The organism is Streptomyces sioyaensis (genome assembly GCF_004122735.1).
Taxonomy (GTDB): domain Bacteria; phylum Actinomycetota; class Actinomycetes; order Streptomycetales; family Streptomycetaceae; genus Streptomyces; species Streptomyces sioyaensis.
In genome coordinates, this window is record NZ_SDIF01000130.1 from 1 (window position 1) to 17,145 (window position 17,145).

At 68.4% G+C, this 17,145-nt stretch carries 12 protein-coding genes and 3 pseudogenes; 5 read left to right on the forward strand and 10 right to left on the reverse strand.

The genetic code is table 11. The annotated features are described in order from the left end of the window. Nucleotides 1–445 (reverse strand): annotated as a pseudogene (locus EST54_RS29000) (hypothetical protein); the annotation flags it as partial. A gap of 261 nt (nt 446–706) precedes the next feature. On the opposite strand from EST54_RS29000, the gene EST54_RS29005 reads away from it, so the two are divergent. Continuing rightward, nucleotides 707–2,785: an MDR family MFS transporter gene (locus tag EST54_RS29005; RefSeq protein ID WP_129250681.1), complete on the forward strand. Its 2,079-nt coding sequence runs from the start codon at nt 707–709 to the stop codon at nt 2,783–2,785. A gap of 130 nt (nt 2,786–2,915) precedes the next feature. On the opposite strand, the gene EST54_RS29010 is transcribed toward EST54_RS29005, so the two are convergent. Together EST54_RS29010 and EST54_RS35725 are read right to left on the reverse strand one after the other, a co-directional pair. Then, entirely contained in the window at nt 2,916–3,449 is a 534-nt protein-coding gene (locus tag EST54_RS29010) for a GNAT family N-acetyltransferase (RefSeq protein WP_161989330.1), read from the reverse strand. Nucleotides 3,450–3,513: 64 nt separating this feature from the next. Then, nucleotides 3,514–3,609 (reverse strand): annotated as a pseudogene (locus EST54_RS35725) (antibiotic biosynthesis monooxygenase); the annotation flags it as partial. A gap of 199 nt (nt 3,610–3,808) precedes the next feature. Between EST54_RS35725 and EST54_RS29020 the strand changes: the two are divergent. Genes EST54_RS29020 through EST54_RS29030 form a run of 3 tightly spaced genes read left to right on the forward strand, consistent with a single transcriptional unit; the run spans nt 3,809 to nt 8,786 of the window. Next, a complete protein-coding gene (locus EST54_RS29020; RefSeq protein ID WP_129250682.1) occupies nt 3,809–4,540 on the forward strand; it encodes a WXG100-like domain-containing protein in 732 nt (243 codons plus the stop codon). Further along, on the forward strand, nt 4,537–8,358 hold the full coding sequence (locus tag EST54_RS29025) for a DUF6531 domain-containing protein (protein ID WP_129250683.1): 3,822 nt from the start codon (nt 4,537–4,539) through the stop codon (nt 8,356–8,358). The genes EST54_RS29020 and EST54_RS29025 overlap by 4 nt, the downstream gene beginning before the upstream one ends. Next, nucleotides 8,340–8,786: a hypothetical protein gene (locus EST54_RS29030; protein WP_239013771.1), complete on the forward strand. Its 447-nt coding sequence runs from the start codon at nt 8,340–8,342 to the stop codon at nt 8,784–8,786. The genes EST54_RS29025 and EST54_RS29030 overlap by 19 nt, the downstream gene beginning before the upstream one ends. Before the next feature lie 294 nt (nt 8,787–9,080). Here the strand turns inward: EST54_RS29030 and EST54_RS29035 are convergent, their stop codons facing one another. The 7 genes and pseudogenes from EST54_RS29035 to EST54_RS29065 all read right to left on the reverse strand — a co-directional run bounded on the left by EST54_RS29035 (nt 9,081) and on the right by EST54_RS29065 (nt 16,486). Continuing rightward, the gene (locus tag EST54_RS29035; protein WP_129250684.1) at nt 9,081–9,398 is read right to left on the reverse strand and encodes an antibiotic biosynthesis monooxygenase family protein; all 318 of its coding nucleotides are present in this window, start codon (nt 9,396–9,398) and stop codon (nt 9,081–9,083) included. Between the two features lie 79 nt (nt 9,399–9,477). Then, nucleotides 9,478–9,636 (reverse strand): annotated as a pseudogene (locus EST54_RS29040) (antibiotic biosynthesis monooxygenase); the annotation flags it as partial. Nucleotides 9,637–10,506: 870 nt separating this feature from the next. Next, nucleotides 10,507–11,097 (reverse strand): hypothetical protein, encoded by a 591-nt coding sequence (locus EST54_RS29045; RefSeq protein ID WP_244942639.1) that lies wholly within the window; start codon nt 11,095–11,097, stop codon nt 10,507–10,509. Between the two features lie 270 nt (nt 11,098–11,367). After that, nucleotides 11,368–12,879 (reverse strand): glycine betaine/L-proline transporter ProP, encoded by a 1,512-nt coding sequence (proP, locus tag EST54_RS29050; RefSeq protein ID WP_129250686.1) that lies wholly within the window; start codon nt 12,877–12,879, stop codon nt 11,368–11,370. Between the two features lie 593 nt (nt 12,880–13,472). Next, a complete protein-coding gene (locus EST54_RS29055; RefSeq protein WP_129250687.1) occupies nt 13,473–14,732 on the reverse strand; it encodes a hypothetical protein in 1,260 nt (419 codons plus the stop codon). Nucleotides 14,733–14,775: 43 nt separating this feature from the next. Continuing rightward, nucleotides 14,776–15,807, reverse strand: coding sequence for a CU044_5270 family protein (locus EST54_RS29060; RefSeq protein WP_129250691.1), 1,032 nt, complete (start codon nt 15,805–15,807; stop codon nt 14,776–14,778). A gap of 34 nt (nt 15,808–15,841) precedes the next feature. After that, nucleotides 15,842–16,486, reverse strand: a complete 645-nt coding sequence (locus EST54_RS29065) for an RNA polymerase sigma factor (protein ID WP_129250688.1) — start codon at nt 16,484–16,486, stop codon at nt 15,842–15,844. A 125-nt stretch (nt 16,487–16,611) separates the two neighbouring features. Between EST54_RS29065 and EST54_RS29070 the strand changes: the two genes are divergently transcribed. Next, on the forward strand, nt 16,612–17,145 hold a 534-nt coding region (locus EST54_RS29070), incomplete at its 3' end, for a cytochrome c oxidase subunit I (protein WP_174857537.1).

The window sequence follows — 17,145 nt, forward strand, 5'->3', positions numbered from 1 at the left end:
GGGCGGAGGAGGGGCGGGCCGAGGGAGTAGAGGAGAGGGAGGAGGCCAAGAAGGTGGTGGAGGCGGAGGTATCGGCGCTGTACACCGCTGCGTCCACCCCGGGTAAGTCGTCCAGCTGGTCGCCCGGTCCGGTGGTGGTTCCGCGTGGCCCGGCCGTGGTCCCGCCCGTCCTGGCGGCACCCGGACCCTCCACGTGGACGGGACCGGCACCACCCACCCCGCCGTCGTCCCTGCTGCCGCGGGTGCCGTAGCCCCTTCCGTAGTAGCCACTGCCGGTGTCCTCGCCCGCGTCCTTCTCCCCGTCCTTCTCCCCGTCGGGCAGTGACACGTACGGCCGAACGCGCAGCGGATCGAAGTCGTCCGCGCCGACCGCCGCGCACAGACAGGCCGGCCGGCCGTCGCCGCGTACCGGGGCGGAGCAGTGCGGGCAGTTCCGTGCCGTCACGAGTGGTCCCTCCCTCGACGCCTCGAACCGGCAGCGATTATCCAGACGTCACCCGCCCCGCGCAGGCGCTCGACGACATCCGTCCGGCCCGCCCTGGCCGTCCCCCGTACGGCCCCGGATAGCGGACACCGCTCGGCGGGCCATATCCGGCACCTCCGCCCAGGATGGAAGAAGTCCGAAGGCCGGTCCCCATGGGAAGGAAGGGCCACCCCGCGCCCCGGCACCCGGTACCTCGGCACCCCGGCACAGAGGGAGAGGCTCATGGCGCAGGACACCAGCGCTCCTGCCGTCCCCGGCGAGATCCGGTCCCGTCGGACGATCCTCGTCGCGATCGGCGCGCTGTTGCTCGGCATGCTCCTCGCGGCGCTCGACCAGACCATCGTGGCCACCGCACTGCCCACCATCGTCAGCGAACTCGGCGGCCTCGACCATCTGTCCTGGGTGGTGACCGCCTACCTCCTGGCGTCCACCGCGGCGACGCCCTTGTGGGGCAAGCTCGGTGACCAGTACGGCCGCAAGAAGCTGTTCCAGACCGCCATCGTGATCTTCCTGATCGGCTCGGTGCTGTGCGGTATCGCGCAGAACATCGGGGAGCTGATCGCCTTCCGGGCACTTCAGGGGCTGGGTGGCGGCGGCCTGATCGTGCTGTCGATGGCGATCGTCGGGGACATCGTGCCGCCCCGCGAACGCGGAAGGTACCAGGGCCTGTTCGGCTTCGTCTTCGGCGGTGCGAGCGTGCTCGGTCCGCTGCTCGGCGGCCTGTTCGTGGATCACCTCAGCTGGCGCTGGGTGTTCTACATCAACGTGCCCGTCGGCATCGTCGCGCTCGCCGTCATCGCCGCCGTGCTGCACCTCCCGCGCAGCCGTACCCGGCACCGGATCGACTACCTGGGCACCGTCACCATCGCCGCGGGCGCCGCCTGCTTCGTGCTGATGGCCTCGCTCGGCGGCGTCAGCTACCCCTGGGGCTCCTGGCAGATCATCGGGTTCGGTGTCCTCGGCGCCGTGCTGCTGGCGGTGTTCGTGGTCATCGAGCGCCGGGCCGCCGAGCCCGTGCTGCCGCTGCGGCTGTTCCGGCTGCGCACCTTCACGCTCACCGCCGTCATCGGCTTCGTCATCGGCTTCGCGATGTTCGGCTCGATGACGTTCCTCCCGACGTTTCTTCAGGTCGTGCAGGGCGTGACACCGACCTTGTCCGGTGTCCACATGCTGCCGATGGTGCTCGGCATGCTGCTGGCCTCCACCGGCTCCGGCCAGATCGTCAGCCGCACCGGCCACTACAAGGTCTTCCCGATCGCCGGCACCGGCGTCGTGGTGATCGGCCTGCTGTTGCTGCACCGGCTCGAACCGTCCAGCGGCGTCGCCGAGATGAGCGTCTGCTTCTTCGTCTTCGGCTTCGGGCTGGGCCTGGTCATGCAGGTGCTGGTGCTCATCGCGCAGAACGCCGTCCCCTACCGGGACCTGGGCGTCGCCACCTCCGGCGCCACCTTCTTCCGCTCCATCGGCGCCTCGTTCGGCGTCTCCCTCTTCGGCACGGTCTTCGCCAACAACCTCCGCCCGCGGATCGCCGCGGCCCTCGCCGGACGCCCCCTGCCGGCGGGCGTCGACCCGGCGCGGATCGCCGAGGATCCGCGGACCGTGGCACGGCTGCCGGCCGGCGAGCTCGCCGGTGTCCTGAACGCCTACTCCGTCTCCATCACCGATGTCTTCCTCTACGCCGTCCCGCTGGTCCTGGTGGCGTTCGTGCTGGCCTGGTTCCTCAAGGAGGAACCGCTGCGCAGGAGTGTCACGGCCCCCGACACCAGCGAGGTGATCTCCTCCAACCCTGTCGAACGGTCCTCACGCGACGAATGCGCCCGTGCGCTGTCCAAACTCGGCAGCCTGGAGGGCCGGAAACACATCTACGAGAAGATCACCGCCCGGGCCGGACTCGACCTCAAACCGGCCGCCAGTTGGCTCATCCTGCGCATCCACCGCTACGGCTCGGTGGAGCCGGGGCTGCTCGCCGAACGCAGCACCGTTCCGCTCGGAGTGGTGGCCGAGGGCGTCCGGCAGATCGAGGAGCGCGGACTCGCCTTCCGCGACGGACTGTTGCTGCAGCTCACCGACCGCGGACGGGAGGGCGCGGACCGGCTCTCGGCGGCCCGTCAGGAGTCGCTCGCGGAGCTGCTGGGCGACTGGTGGACCAGGGACCGGCCCACCGACCTCACCGAACTCGTCCGGGAGCTGACGGCGGAGCTGTGCGGCTCGGACGCCGAGGAGCCGCACAACGGCGACGCCCGACAACCCCTGCCCCGCACCCATCCGCCTGCCCCACACCCACCCGACCGGGCGAAGTGAGCCGGATCGTAGGGGGGTTGAGGGGCACGGGCACGGGCGTCATGGATACGGGCGTGGGCTTGGGCACGGGCATGCGCACGGGGGTGGGCAGGGGCATGGGTACGGGCCGGTCCGGCGCCGGTCCGCACGCTCAGCCGGGCTCAGGGCCGCCGGCCAGCCGCTTCTCGAAGAAGATCTCCGCGTAGGGGTCGTCGTGGTACGGCTCGATCTCCGCGAAGCCGTGCCGCCGGTAGAGCGCGACCGCCTCCACCAGGTCCCGCCGGGTGTCCAGCCGGATCCGCTCGGCGCCCAGCCGCGCCGCGGCCGACTCGGCCGCCGTCAGCAGCCGCCCCGCGCCGTCCCGCCCGCGCCAGGGGGCCCGGACGAACATCTGCTTGAGCTCCGCGGTACGCGCGTCCAGCAGCCGCACCCCGGCGCAGCCCGCCACCACCCCACCCGCCCGGGCCACCAGCAGCACCCCGCGCGGGGGCATCAGATCGGCACTGGGGTACTCCGCCAGCCCCTCCTCGATCTCCTGCGGCGTCGACCGGCGGCCCTCGTACAGCGTGAAGTAGCGGTCGGCCACCTCGGTGTAGTACTCGCGCAACAGCGCCCCGGCGTCCGGCGACCCGGCCGCCTCCGCACGGACGGTCCAGGGGGGATGAAGAGCGGCGGCATCACGCATGGCGCCATTGTCACGACCGGAACGCCGTGCCGCGCAACGGATTTCCGATGCTGCCGCCGACAGCTCACCCCTGCCGGGGCCCGGCCTGCTGCACCACCTCGAACGACCACAGGGTCGACCCGGACGCGGCAGGCTTGGGCCGCTCCGCGCCGTCGGCGCCGGTAGGCCACATCCACCTCTGCATGACGCCGCCCCCGATGGCGTCCGTCGCTGGGAGCTGCTGCAGGCCCGGACTCTCAGAAGGCTCCTCACCAACAAGCTTACTGTTGAAGGTTTTTAGGGCACATGTTTGCCCTCTTCTTACACGCTCTTGAGCAGAGTCTGATGGGCTGTCGTGGCGCATTGCCGAGGGGGGAATTATGGCGATTGAGCTGCCTGATGAGGTGGTGTCGTTCCTTCAGTTCATCGGGGTGAACTGGCCGAACGTCAATGAGGACAAAGTTCGCGAATTTGCGTCCCATGTCAGGGACTTCGCCCAGAAGCTGGACGACACCCACAAGGACTCGACCGCGACCATCCATCAAATGGCCGAGGTGTATCAGGGGGCGTCGTACGAGGCGCTGCTGGCCAAGTGGGGGCAGCTTTCAGGCAGCCATATGACGGAGCTGGTCAACGCCTGCCACACGGTGGCCTCCGCACTGGATATCGCGGCGGACACCATCGTGGCGATGAAGATGGAAGCGATCACCGAACTCATCGTGCTGGCCATCACGTTCGTGGCCGACCAGGCGGCAGCGGTTGCCACCCTCGGGATCGCGGAGGCGGCCGAGGCGCTGGTCATCGCGGCCGGCAAGAAGCTCGTGAACTTCCTTGAGCAGCAGTTGGAGCAGTACATCATCGGCCAGGTCATCGAGGCGGCGATCGATCCCTTGGTGGCGGTGGTCGGCAAGGCGGTGAGCGGCATGGTTTTCCAGTCCGCCGAGTCGGCGCTCGGTGTCTCCGCCGGGGGTGGGGGTGGTGTGGGGGAGAGTTTCTCCATCCATCCGGAGGAGTTGCACAAGCGCGCCGAGTTGTTTCGCGGGCATGCGCGGTCGGTGGCGTCGCACGCCGCTGAGTTCGAGTCGAAGGCTGCGGCGGTGAGCTTCGAGTGAGCAACCGGATTGTCAAGGCGCTTGAGGACGGCGCGGAGAAGCTGGGCAAGACCCTGGCCAAGGATGCGAGCAAGGCCGTACAGGACCTGTACCACGGGGCGGGGGACCGGCTGAAGAAGGTCGCCACCAACCACGCGGAGAACGACGCCAAGCACGCCGCGGAACTCAACAAGCTCCTCAAGGGCAATAAGCACGACATGCCGCACGCCCCGCACACCACGAGTGGCGGCGGCCGTCACGGCAGCGGTGGTGCCTCCCGTGGCGCCCGTGACGAAGCCGAGTCGGGCCACGCCAACGACAAGACCCGTCGCGACGAGAGCAAATGCACCGACGGCACCGACCCCGTCGACCTGGCGTCGGGCAAGGTGTTCTTGTCCCAGAGCGACATCACCCTGCCCGGCGCCCTGCCGCTGACCTTCACCCGCAAGTACGAGTCCTCGACCCGTATTGGCCGCTACATCGGCCCCTCTTGGTCCTCCACCGTCGACCAGCACCTGGAGATCGACGACGACGAGGTCATCTTCGTCACGGAGACCGGCATGCTGCTTCGCTACCCGGTCCCGGAGACGGGTGAGCGGGTACTGCCGCAGGACGGTCCGCGCTGGCCGCTTATGCGAACGGTCCAGGGCGACTGGGCGGTCAACGACCCGGAGACGGGGCAGACTCGCTACTTCAGCGACGCCCTGCACGCGCCCGGCACAGCTCTGCCTGATGAGATCACGGACCGCAACGGGCACCGGATCACGTTCGACTACGCGGACGAGACCGGCATCCCGTACGCGATCCGGCACAGCGCCGGCTACGAGCTCAAGCTGACATGCGACGAAGAGGGCCGCCTCACCGCCCTGCACCTGGTCGGCGCGGCTGAGGGGGGCTCGGACCAGCTGATCAGGTCCTACGAGCACGACCAGGCAGGCGACCTCATCGCCGTCACCAACTCCACCGGCGCGGTGACCCGGTTCGAGTACGACACCGAGCACCGGATGACCGCCTGGGCCGACTCCAACGACTCCCGCTACGAGTACACCTACGACCACCGCCACCGTTGCACCAGCCAGTCTGGCGCCGAAGGGCACGTGGCGAACAGGTTCGCCTACAGCGAGCCCGATGCGGAGAACGACCACCGCACCACCACACTCATCGACGGGCAGGGCGCCGTCACCCGGTACCTCATCAATGACCGACTCCAGGTCGTCGCCATCACCGACCCGCTCGGCAACACCTCACGCACCACCTACGACACGCACGACAACCCTCTACAGATCACCGACCCGCTGAACGGCATGACCCACCTGACGCATGATGAGGGCGGGCACCTCCTCTCCGTCATCCGTCCGGACGGCTCGACTACCTCGGCCAGCTACACCGACCTCGGCCTCCCGGCGGAGGTCACCAGTGCGGACGGCCAGATAGTCCGTCAGGAGTACGACACCAAAGGCAACCGGATCGCTGTCACGGACCCGGCCGGCCACACCACCCGCTTCGCTCATGACAACTACGGCCACGTCACCTCGGTCACCGATCCGCTGGGCAACGTCACCCGTATCGAGTGCGACATGGCGGGACTCCCGCTCACCGTCACCGACCCGCTCGGTGCCGTCACACATTTCGGCCGCGACCGCTTCGGCCGCACCACCTCCGTCACCGACCCGCTCGGTCACATCACCCGCTATCGCTGGACACCCGAAGGGCTCCTCGCACACCGTCTGAACCCGGACACCAGCGAGGAATCCTGGACCTATGACGGCGAGGGCAACTGCACCTCCCACACCGACCCCATGGGCCGGACCACCACCTACGAGTACGGGCATTTCGACCAGTTGAAGGCGCGCACGGATCCGGACGGTGCACGCCACCAGTTCGTGCACGACACCGCGCTACAACTCAGGGAGGTCATCAACCCTCAGGGCCTGACCTGGCGCTACGAATACGACGCAGCAGGCCGCTTGATATCCGAGACGGACTTCGATGCCCGCACTCATACCTATTCGTACGACGCGGCAGACCGGCTGACTTCACGCACCACGCCGCTCGGTCACGCGATCCACTTCACCTACGACGCTCTGGGCCGTACCGCCACCAAGGTCGTCGACGGCGAGGTCACCACCTACCACTACGACGCTGCCGGGCGCGCGACCCAGATCATCGGGCCGGACAGCGCACTCTCCTACCACCATGACGAGTTCGGGCGTGTGGTGGCCGAGACGGTGAACGGCCGCACCACCACCTTCGCCTACGACGCCTTGGGCCGTCGAATATCCCGCACCACCCCCACCGGAGCGGTGAGCCGATGGACCTACGACGCAGCCGGACAACGAACCGGACTCGACGTCTCCGGACGCACCCTGACCTTCGTCCACGACGCACTCGGCCAGGAACTCTCCCGCACCCTGGGTGACATCACCGTCGCCCACAGCTTCGACGCCGCTGGCCGTCTCACCGGTCAGCACGTCACCTCGGGCGCTGAGACCGTCCAGCACCGCAGGTACACCTACCGCGCGGACGGACATCTCACCGGCATCGACGACCACCTCAACGGCGGTCGCCGCTTCGAACTCGACACCGGCGGCCGGGTCACCACCGTCTCCGCCCACAACTGGACCGAGACCTACGCCTACGACACGGCCGGAAACCAGACCCACGCCGCCTGGCCCGACCGCCACCCGGTCGCCGAGGCCCGGGGTGAGCGCACCTACACCGGCACCCGCCTGGATCGCGCGGGGGGCATCCGCTACGAATACGACGCGGCCGGACGCACGATTCTGCGTCAGAAGACCCGCCTCTCCCGCAAGGCCGACACCTGGCGCTACACCTGGGACACGAACGACCGCCTGATCGGCTGCACCACCCCCGACGGCACCTGCTGGAAGTACACCTACGACCCTCTCGGCCGCCGCTCGTCAAAACAGCGTCTCGCCGAAGACCAGCAAACGGTCGTGGAGCGGGTGGACTTCACCTGGGACGGCGCCACCCTTTGCGAACAGACCACCACGAGCGGCCTGACCCTTACCTGGGACCACCAGGGGTTCGTTCCGTTGGTTCAGCGGGAACGCAAACACCTCTCCGACACACAGGTCGACGAACGCTTCTTCGCGATCGTCACCGACATCATCGGTACGCCCACCGAACTCCTTGATGAGCAGGGCCACATAGCCGCCCGTACCCGAACCACACTGTGGGGCTCCACCACATGGAGCGCCGACGCGACCGCCCACACTCCTCTCCGCTTTCCCGGGCAGTACTTCGACCCTGAAACCCAGCTCCACCACAACTACTTCCGGACTTACGACCCCGAAACCGCCCGCTACCTCACGCCGGACCCCCTCGGGCTCGGGCCCGCCCCCAATCCGGCCGCATACGTCATCAACCCCCACACTTGGAGTGACCCGTTCGGACTTTCCCCGGAGGGCGAGCACGAGTGGGCCGATCCGGCGGATATCAATTTCTCTCAGCGTACGGTTTCGCCGCACGACTATGCCGACCGCATGCGTGCCGGGGAATGGGACTGGAAGCGTCCGGGGGCGGGGCTCACCGTCATGGAAGTCGACGGTCAGCTCGTCAGCTACGACAACCGGCGGCTCGACGCCGCCCGGGAAATAGGCGAGCCTGTTACGATCCACAGGGTCAATCCCAATGACCCGTACCCGCCATCGCCCAACGGCGTCACTTGGAAAGAAGCCTTCCGAAAGCGTATGAACTCCGGGCTCAACAGGGATGCCCAAGGTAATCCCGTTCCGCCTACGGGGCTTACGGAACGGCCGCCACATACGCACGTCTCAAAGCGTAAGAAGAAGAGCGGATGCAAGAAGAAAAATTGAGTGCGATCGAGCGCCTCTGGGCGGAATACCAGTTGCCGGACCTTGACGGTCTCCACTTCCCTGACGGGCGATCATACGAAGTCTCCCTCGATGTCGACGCAGCGAGCGGAATGAGGCTCGGGGGAGCCTTCGATCTCGAAGAGGTGCTGGCGGAGGACCCGGACTGGGTGACTGACATCGGCAGGAACCGATCGGTTCCTCTGGCGGATGGAGGATTTCTCTGGGCTGGCGAGGGGGTGTCCCACGGATCGTACGGCTTCTGTGGACGGCTGCATGCCGATCACACCCTGGTCTGGGCCCTCTTCTTCGAGGATTCCAACCCTTTCACCGACATCCGAGTTTCGGGGAACACCGCCGTTTTTCGCTCCACCTCCGGGGTGTCGATTACCGTTGACATCGACGATCCGCTCCGTCCCGCAGTCGCGTAGGCGTCCTTGATGAACCATCAGGAATTCCTCACGGTTTGCCGATGGAGGCGTTGAGTCAGTCGGGCCCGCCGAGCTTGTGCCTGGGTGCCTGTGTGATGCCGGGGGCGCCGGCCAGCTCGTGAGGGGCTGGGTCCGACGCCCCGGCTGAGCGGCGGCGATCAGTGGCTCTGTTTGTGACAAGCCCTGCCACGGCTGAGATCACGATGGAGAGCCGTAGCAGACTGTGCTCCGCAGTCGGTCACTCCAAGTGCGGAGCCCAGGAGCGGACGCTGCGATGAGCCACCACTGTGGGACTTATTCGCTCTTGGGTGCTGCCTGTTGCACGACCTCGAACGACCACACCGTGGAGCCGCTGGCGGCAGGCTTCGGCCGGTCGCTGCCCCCCTGGTGGGCCGCCTTCATGGGCCCTTCCATCCACGCCTGGAACGACTTCTCATCACGCCACCGCGTGTACACCAGGTAGTTGTCGGTGCCTTCCACGGGGCGGAGGAGTTCGAACCACTCGAAGCCGTCTGAGCTCTCGACCGCGTGTGCGCGGGAGGCGAAGCGCTTCTCCAGGGTTTCCCGCTGCTCGGCGGGGACGGTCAGCACGTTGATCTTGACTACGCTCATGCGCCCATCTTGCCGCATGGGGTGTGAGCGGAGTGTCAGCGGCATCGAGCGGCACAGCGGTACATCAGACCACCCGTTGCGGGCGCAGCAGCTCGAACCACTCGAACCACTCGAGGCCGTTGGAGGAATCCACGGTGCCGGCGCGGGAAGCGAAGCGCTCCTCCAGGGTTTCCTGCTGTTCGGCGGGCACGGCCAGTACGTTGATCTTGACTACGCTCGTCGCCCCATCTTGTCGCACGGGCGGCCCGGGGCAACGATCGAGGAGTGTTGGATCCGCGATTCCGTGGCAACCAGAACGGGGCAAGAGGGAGCGGCGACCAAGTCAAGCAGGCGCGGCCGGCTGCCTGCCGAAATCCGCGAGACATACGAGAAAGCAGGCAAGTAGGCGCAGAAACCTGGGAGTTATGGAAGGTGCGGAGGTGGCGCGGTGCGTCTCCGTAGCGCGCATCGGGAGGATGTGACGCGCGCCCGCCGCATCGATTGCGTCGGGGCGCAGCAATTCGCAGACGTGATCTACGAGGCCCCGGGGGGCGGCAATTATGGGAACGTGCGCTGTGTTGCCGACCCCCGCAGCCATGATGCTCTCATGCTTTGCCGTATCGGCTCTCCGAACAGGCGCCGGGGGAATGGGGGCCATCGAGCAGGCAAACGTAGAGTTTTACGGTGGCACCCTCGGGGATGTTCCGTCGTGTTTCAGTTTCACACGTGCCTTTTCCCCTGCTGGCGGTGAAGTGGTGAGTGAAACCCCCCTCTTGCAGAACCGCATCCACGGCCATGCCATCCGCCGCGCGGTCGCAGACTACGACGTAGTCACCGTAAGAGTAGAACTTTGCAAAACCCCCGTTACCCACTGTCCGGACGTCGACGTCTGTCCCGGCGAATGCCGGTGAACTACCGAACGTCACAGCGGCAGCCGCGGCAACTCCAACTGTCAGGAACCTGCGTACTCTCATTATTCCCCCATGTCAGACTTTGCGCTTGAGGCCGCAGGGGAAAGGTCTGCAATGCAGGAATGTGCGCTGCGCTGACGACTCCCCCGAGGTCGTGATCATGCTACCTGGACTGGTAGGGGCATGAACAACCCATGAACCCGCCAACTGATGGCCGGTCACGCGCCGAAGGGAAACGTGAAGCCCAACTGCTCGTGCAGTGCTGCTGCCTGGTCGGGTGTGGCGAGGACCATGATGCTGTCGTAGCCGGCGTTCGGCTTGCGGGTGAAGTCGACGTAGTGCCATGAGCGGGGGTCGTCGTCATGGGCGGTGAGGGCAATGGCCTCGCAGGCTGCCTCGTGGTCGTAGTAGTCGTCCGCGAAGTGCTCGGCGGAGAGGGAGACGGGCTCGCCGTTCCGTTCGAACTCCAGACGGTCGAAGCGGCCGCCCTCCAGCTCGCCTTCGCCCTCGACGAGCCGGACGTTGGTGAGGGTGACCGCGCCCCCGGCGACCTCTTCGGCCTCCGCCAGCAGGCTCGCGTAGTCGTCGTGGATGGAGTCGATGTCGTCGGCGTGGACCGAGACCGCCACGCCGAAGTGTTCGAGGGCGCAGGCGGCCTCGTAGTGGTCCAGCTCGTGGTGCGCGAAGTCGGCGAAGGCCTCAAGGACGCTGTCCATCTTCTCCTTGGAGACCATGCCGATCTCGTGGAGGAGCGGGCCGATGCGGGTGTACGTCATCCGTGCGGACGTAATCGATGAAGTGTTCGACACGGAGGGGATTTTGCCAGAACGGCGGCCTTCTCGTGCGGAGTTCGGCTCGGAGGCTCCGCGCACGCCGACGGCCCGCACCACCCCGCGGGGGTGTACACGCCAACGGCCTGTACCACCCCGGCGGGGTCGTACAGGCCGTCGTCGCGCGGGCGGCCGCGGAAGCGCCCGCAGCGTGTCGATGTCTGTGGTCGACGTCTGCGGCCGATGACTGCGGCCGATGTCCGCGGCCCGGCCCCGGAGTGCTTCGGGGTACGGGGCGTCGGTCTGCGGTCAGGCCGGCGAACCGGCCGTGGCCGCGCGGTGGGCCGCCTCGCGGACCTCCTGCGCCTCCGCCTCGGTCTCGACGGCCGGCGGCGAGCCGGGGAGCGGCTTGCGGGCGCTCTCCGACATCAGCAGGACGGCGATGCCGCCGATCACGGCCGCCGCCATCATGTAGTAGGCGGGCATCATCTTGTTGCCGGTCGCACCGATCAGGGCGGTGACCGCCAGCGGGGTCGTCCCGCCGAAGAGCGACACGGAGACGTTGAAGCCGATCGACAGCGAGCCGTAGCGCACCTTGGTCGGGAACAGCGCGGGCAGCGTGGACGGCATCGCCGAGGTGAACGTGACCAGGAGCAGGCCGAGCGCGGCCATGCCCAGTGCGATGGCGGCCAGCGACCCCTGCCGGATCAGCAGCAGGGCCGGCACGGACAGCACCAGGAAGCCGACGCAGCCCGCGCCGATGACCGGGCGGCGGCCGAAGCGGTCGGTGAGCCGGCCCGCGAGCGGCTGGACGCCCATCATCAGGACCATCACCGCGAGCACGACCAGCAGCCCGTGCGTCTCGTCGTACTTCAGCTCCGAGGTCAGATAGCTCGGCATGTACGACAGCAGCATGTAGTCCGTGACGTTGAAGACCAGGACCAGGCCGACGCACAGCAGCATCGACCGCCACTGGCCGAAGATCATCTCGCGGATGCCGATCCGTTTCTCGGCCTCGCGTCGCTCCTTCTCCTTGGTCCGCGCCTCCTTCTCCAACTGGGCGAAGGCCGGGGTCTCCTCCAGCCGCATCCGCAGGTAGAGGCCGATGATGCCCATCGGACCGGCGATCAGGAACGGGATGCGCCAGCCCCAGGAGTTCAGGGCATCGGTGGACAGCAGCGCGGTCATCAGCGTGACCAGGCCGGCACCGCCGACGTAGCCGGCGAGCGTGCCGAACTCCAGCCAGCTGCCGAGGAATCCGCGCTTCTTGTCGGGCGCGTACTCGGCGATGAAGGTGGAGGCGCCGCCGTATTCGCCGCCGGTGGAGAAGCCCTGCACCAGGCGGGCGACGAGCAGCAGGATGGGCGCGCCGACGCCGATGGAGGCGTAGGACGGGATCAGACCGATGGCGAAGGTCCCCGCCGCCATCATGATCATGGTGATCGCGAGGATCTTCTGCCGGCCGATCCGGTCACCGAGCGGCCCGAAGACCATGCCGCCGATGGGGCGTACGAGGAAGGCCGCCGCGAACGCTCCGAACGTCGACAGCAACTGCGCGGTCGGATTCCCGGACGGGAAGAAGACGTGCCCGAGGGTGACCGCGATGTAGCTGTACACGCCGAAGTCGAACCACTCCATCGCATTGCCGAGCGCGGCCGCCGACACGGCGCGCTTGACCATGGCGGGATCGACGACGGTCACCTCGCCCGAGGCCGGCTGTGCCGGATCCGCCGCCTGGTTCTGCTGCGGGTCGGGTGCGGTATCGGCACGGCTGCCGACGGGTTTACGGGGCCCGGGGACCACGGGGGACTGCGTCGGCACGTGCTCGCTCGCCTGCGCTCTCTTTGGACGACGACATGGACCGCCCGCCATGGGGTGGCGGGCCGGAGCCCGCCATGGAGCGACGGGCAAAGATCGACCATAGGGGCAGAACGGATCATCACGGACAGTGTGCGGACGACCGCGCAGTCGGCCGTATACCCGCTCCTTGCTGGGGAAACGCACGTTCCCCGAGCGATTTCCGGCATGCACCTCTGTGATCCATATCGCGATGATCCGCTGCAACCATTGGGGCATTGTGGTGTGCGTCACGCGCACGGGTGTCCGTCGTGGCGGCCAGGGGGGCACCGTGCCCGTCGTGGCGGCCGGGGGGCCTGGGGCAACCGGAGCGGGGCGCGGGGCGCGGAGCCGGGTGGCGTACGGCGCCGGGCCGGGTGGCGTACGGCGCAGGGCCGGGCAGGCACGCGAACGGCGCGGCGGCACTCTGCACCGCCGCGCCGATGTGGATCGTCGCGTTCTTTCAAGGATCAGCCATGACCGCCGGCCCCGCCACTCGGGCGCGGCGTGCGAAGGCGGCAGGCCGGGGCTGCCCCCCCGGGGGTCTCTGGTACGGGTCCTCGCTGGAACGGTCGTGGTCATGCGGTGCCCTTGGTGAACAGGGATCGTTCAAGGGCGGACCGGATGGAGCCGGAGGCGCCGTCACTGGCCGGGGTGAGGGCCAGTGCGGCCGTCATGAGCAGCAGCACGCGGACGCCTCCGCCCGTGGCGCCGTCCACTCCGGGCAGCAGCGGGATGACCACAGCGAAAGCCGCCAGGACGAGGCTGGAGCCGGTACGGCGCAGGATCCGGGCGGCCCGGGACGTCGGCGGCTCAGCGGCGCTGTGTTGCATGAGGGCCGCCAAGTCACCTGCTGCGAGGGCGAGGACCCCTCTGCGCAGCGAGGCGGTGATCGCTTCGTACTCCTGGGCTGTGCGTACCTGAGTGATCGCACGGTCGTGGCGTCGGATCAATTCCGCCAAAGCGGCGTGGAACTGTCTCGCCTGGCGTCTAGCCGCGACCTCCATGAGGGAGGTCCTGCGTCGAACGGTCGCGGTGTCGCCGGCGGCTTCGATTGCGACGGCCAGCCGGTTCCTGATGATCTTGATGCTGCGCGGATCCCACCACCGTGCCTGCCGTTGGAAACACGCCGCGGTAGCCGCCATGAGTGCGACCAGCACGGCGTCGAGGGGACGCGGTCGATGAGGCTGCCGAAATCTGCGGCTCAGGAGTCTTTCCACCACGCGGACCCAGCGGCCCGCTTGTAAGCCCAGGATCGCACCGAATACCCCGGTGGCAGCGGTGATCAATTGCTGTCCTTTCGAGGCGGACAGCGCAGTCGCAATGGTCAGCCAGGAAGCCGCGGCAGTGACGACAACGGTGGAAAGCACGATGCACGGCACGAACCAATAGGCGATCTGCGGATGGGTGACGCGCCAGATCGTGCCTCGGAGGCCGAGCCGACGGAAGAGAGAGACGAGCCTGCGCATGTCGTTACGGGTCACGATGAGCGCGCTGAGACAGACGGCGGCCCAGGTGGCTGTGGGAAAGAGCCACCAGGGCGCACGGGCGGAACCGCCGGTATCCGTCGCGAACAGTGCGGCCACCGCGCCGGCAGTGACAGAGGCTGCCGCCATCCCGACCGCTGTCACAACGGTGGCGACGTAGTTACTCATGAACTGCAAATTGACCGGGTAGCGGTTGCGGATCCAGGCGTGCAGCACAGCCATCTGGACTTTGCGGCTCTCGCCGTCGCCGAGATCGGGAAACGCCTGGACATACCACCGGGTCCGCGACGCGACATCGCGCAACGACGTTGCCTCGTGGCGGAGCAGTTCGTCATTGCTCAGGATCCGCATGCGGCTGACTCTGCCCACATCGGTTCCGCCGCAAGCCGTCAGCTCACGGCATCCATGCCTCGTACGACATCACCTCCCCGGACCTGATCCTGAACTCCGGCAGGTTCTTGGTGAAGGTGACCTCCAGGCCCAGGAGTTCGCCGGTGCGCGGATCGAGGATCACCATCTGGCGCGTGGAGTTCGCGGTGCCGTCGGGGCCGTCGTACACATACGCCTGCCCGCGCCGGCCCAGCCGGTCGGTGACCACGCCCGCCGGGCGCAGCCCGCCCGCGTCGGCCAGCATCCGGACGATGGCTGCCGTCTCCCGCGGCCCCGGCGTCCACTCCTGGCGGAACGAGGAGAGCGCCGTGAGGAGTTGCCCCGTGGTGCGGGTGTCGTCCGGGCCGCCGTAGAGCCACGACAGCTGCTCGCGCAGCTCCGCGGGGTCCGTCGACGGCCGCGTACGGGAGGCCAGGCCGCTGTGCCGGGCCTCCGAGCCCGCCGGATAGGTCGTGTCGTGCAGGACCTTGCCGTCGCTGACGGTCTGCCAGTGGCCGTCGTTGTCGTGGATCACCGGACGGCCCGGGTGCCGCGGGTCGGTGGCCACGACCAGTTCCGAGCCGCTGCCGTCGGCGTTCCAGTGGGTGATCCGCTCCTCGGGCACGGTGACCGGCGGCGCGGCGTCCGGGCCCGACTCCATGCTCATGTACCAGGTCTGCAGATGGCTGCCGCGCCGCGGCCCGTCCGCGGCGCCGGCCGTCCGCGCCGCGGCCTGCGCCCGGCGGGCGAGGGTGTCCAGGGACACGGACGGCGCACCGGCGTGCAGGGTGAGGGCGGCGGGCGCGGCGACGGCGGGGCTGCTGCCGGCGCCGGAGAAGGTCGGCGCAAGGGCGGCGACGGCGGCCAGCGACGCGGCGGCCAGGCCCAGCACCAGCCGCCGCCGGCGCACGGGGCGCGGACGGGCGGAGGGGCCGGGTCCGGTCGTCAGCTCCTGTAGCCGGGCCGTTGCCCGCGCGGTCAGCGCGCGGTCCCGCCAGGGACCCTCGCCGGCCGGGGCGGGGTCGGCCTGCCGCAGCAGCTCCAGTTCGTCGGTCATGAGCTCCAGCTCGTCAGTCGTGAGCTCCAGTTCGTCAGGCATGGCGGCGGCTTCCGGCTCGGGTCGGTACGGGCTGGGGGGTGAGGGGGAGAGGGGCGGCCGGACGGGGATCCGGGGCGTCTGTCGTCCGGCCGGTGTCCTTCGTCCGGGGGGTGTCCTTCGTCCGGGCCGTGTCCTTCTGCCGCATCCGCTCTATCTGCGTACGGAGCCGGCCGCGTGCCCGGTGCAGGCGCATGGCGGCCGCGCTCTGCCCGCATCCGAGGGTCACCGCCAGTTCCCCGACGGTCAGTTCCTCCCAGGCGGTCAGCCGCAGCACCTCCTGGTCGGCGGGGGAGAGCCGGGCCAACGCCTCGTGCACCCAGGAGCCGGGCCGCTCCGCGTCCGGACTGTCCACGGTCTGCCGCCGCTGCGCCGCCTCGTGGTGGCCGAGCCGGTGCAGCAGCCGCCGGTATCTGCCCCGCCCCCGCACGGTATTGGCCAGACAGTTCCGGGCCACTCCGTACAGCCAGGGCAGTGGCGCGTCAGGAAGTTCGGCGCGGCGTCTCCAGGCGGTGGAGAAGACCTCCGCCACGACTTCCTCGACCTCGTGTGCCTGTCCGTCCAGCCGGCGCGCCACAAAGCGGCTGACCGCCCAGTAGTGCGCGCGATAGGCCTCGGCGAAGGCGTCGTCCGTGCTCATGAACCCTTGGTGTCCGGCATGGCTCAGATCTTCACACCTGGCCGGGTGAGACTTCCCACCCCCGCGTACGGGCCCCGGGCCCGGCGAGCGGTGAAGTGCGCGGCGGTGCCGGACACCTACCGGGCATGAGGTTTCCCGTGAAGTGGTTGACGACCACCGACCACAAGACGATCGGCACGCTCTACCTGGTCACCGCGTTCGCCTTCTTCTGCCTGGGCGGACTGATGGCCTTGGTGATGCGTGCCGAACTGGCCCGGCCGGGCCACCAGATCCTGTCGAACGAGCAGTTCAACCAGGCGTTCACGATGCACGGCACGATCATGCTGCTGATGTTCGCGACGCCGCTGTTCGCCGGTTTCGCGAACTGGATCATGCCGCTGCAGATCGGCGCCCCCGATGTCGCCTTTCCGCGGCTGAACATGCTCGCCTACTGGCTCTATCTCTTCGGTTCGCTCATTGCGGTGGGCGGATTTCTGACGCCGCAGGGCGCGGCGGATTTCGGCTGGTTCGCCTATGCGCCGCTCTCCGATTCCGTGCATTCCCCCGGAGTCGGCGCCGATATGTGGATCGTGGGCCTGGTGCTCTCCGGCTTCGGCACGATCCTCGGTTCGGTCAACTTCATCACGACGATCATCTGCATGCGGGCGCCGGGCATGACG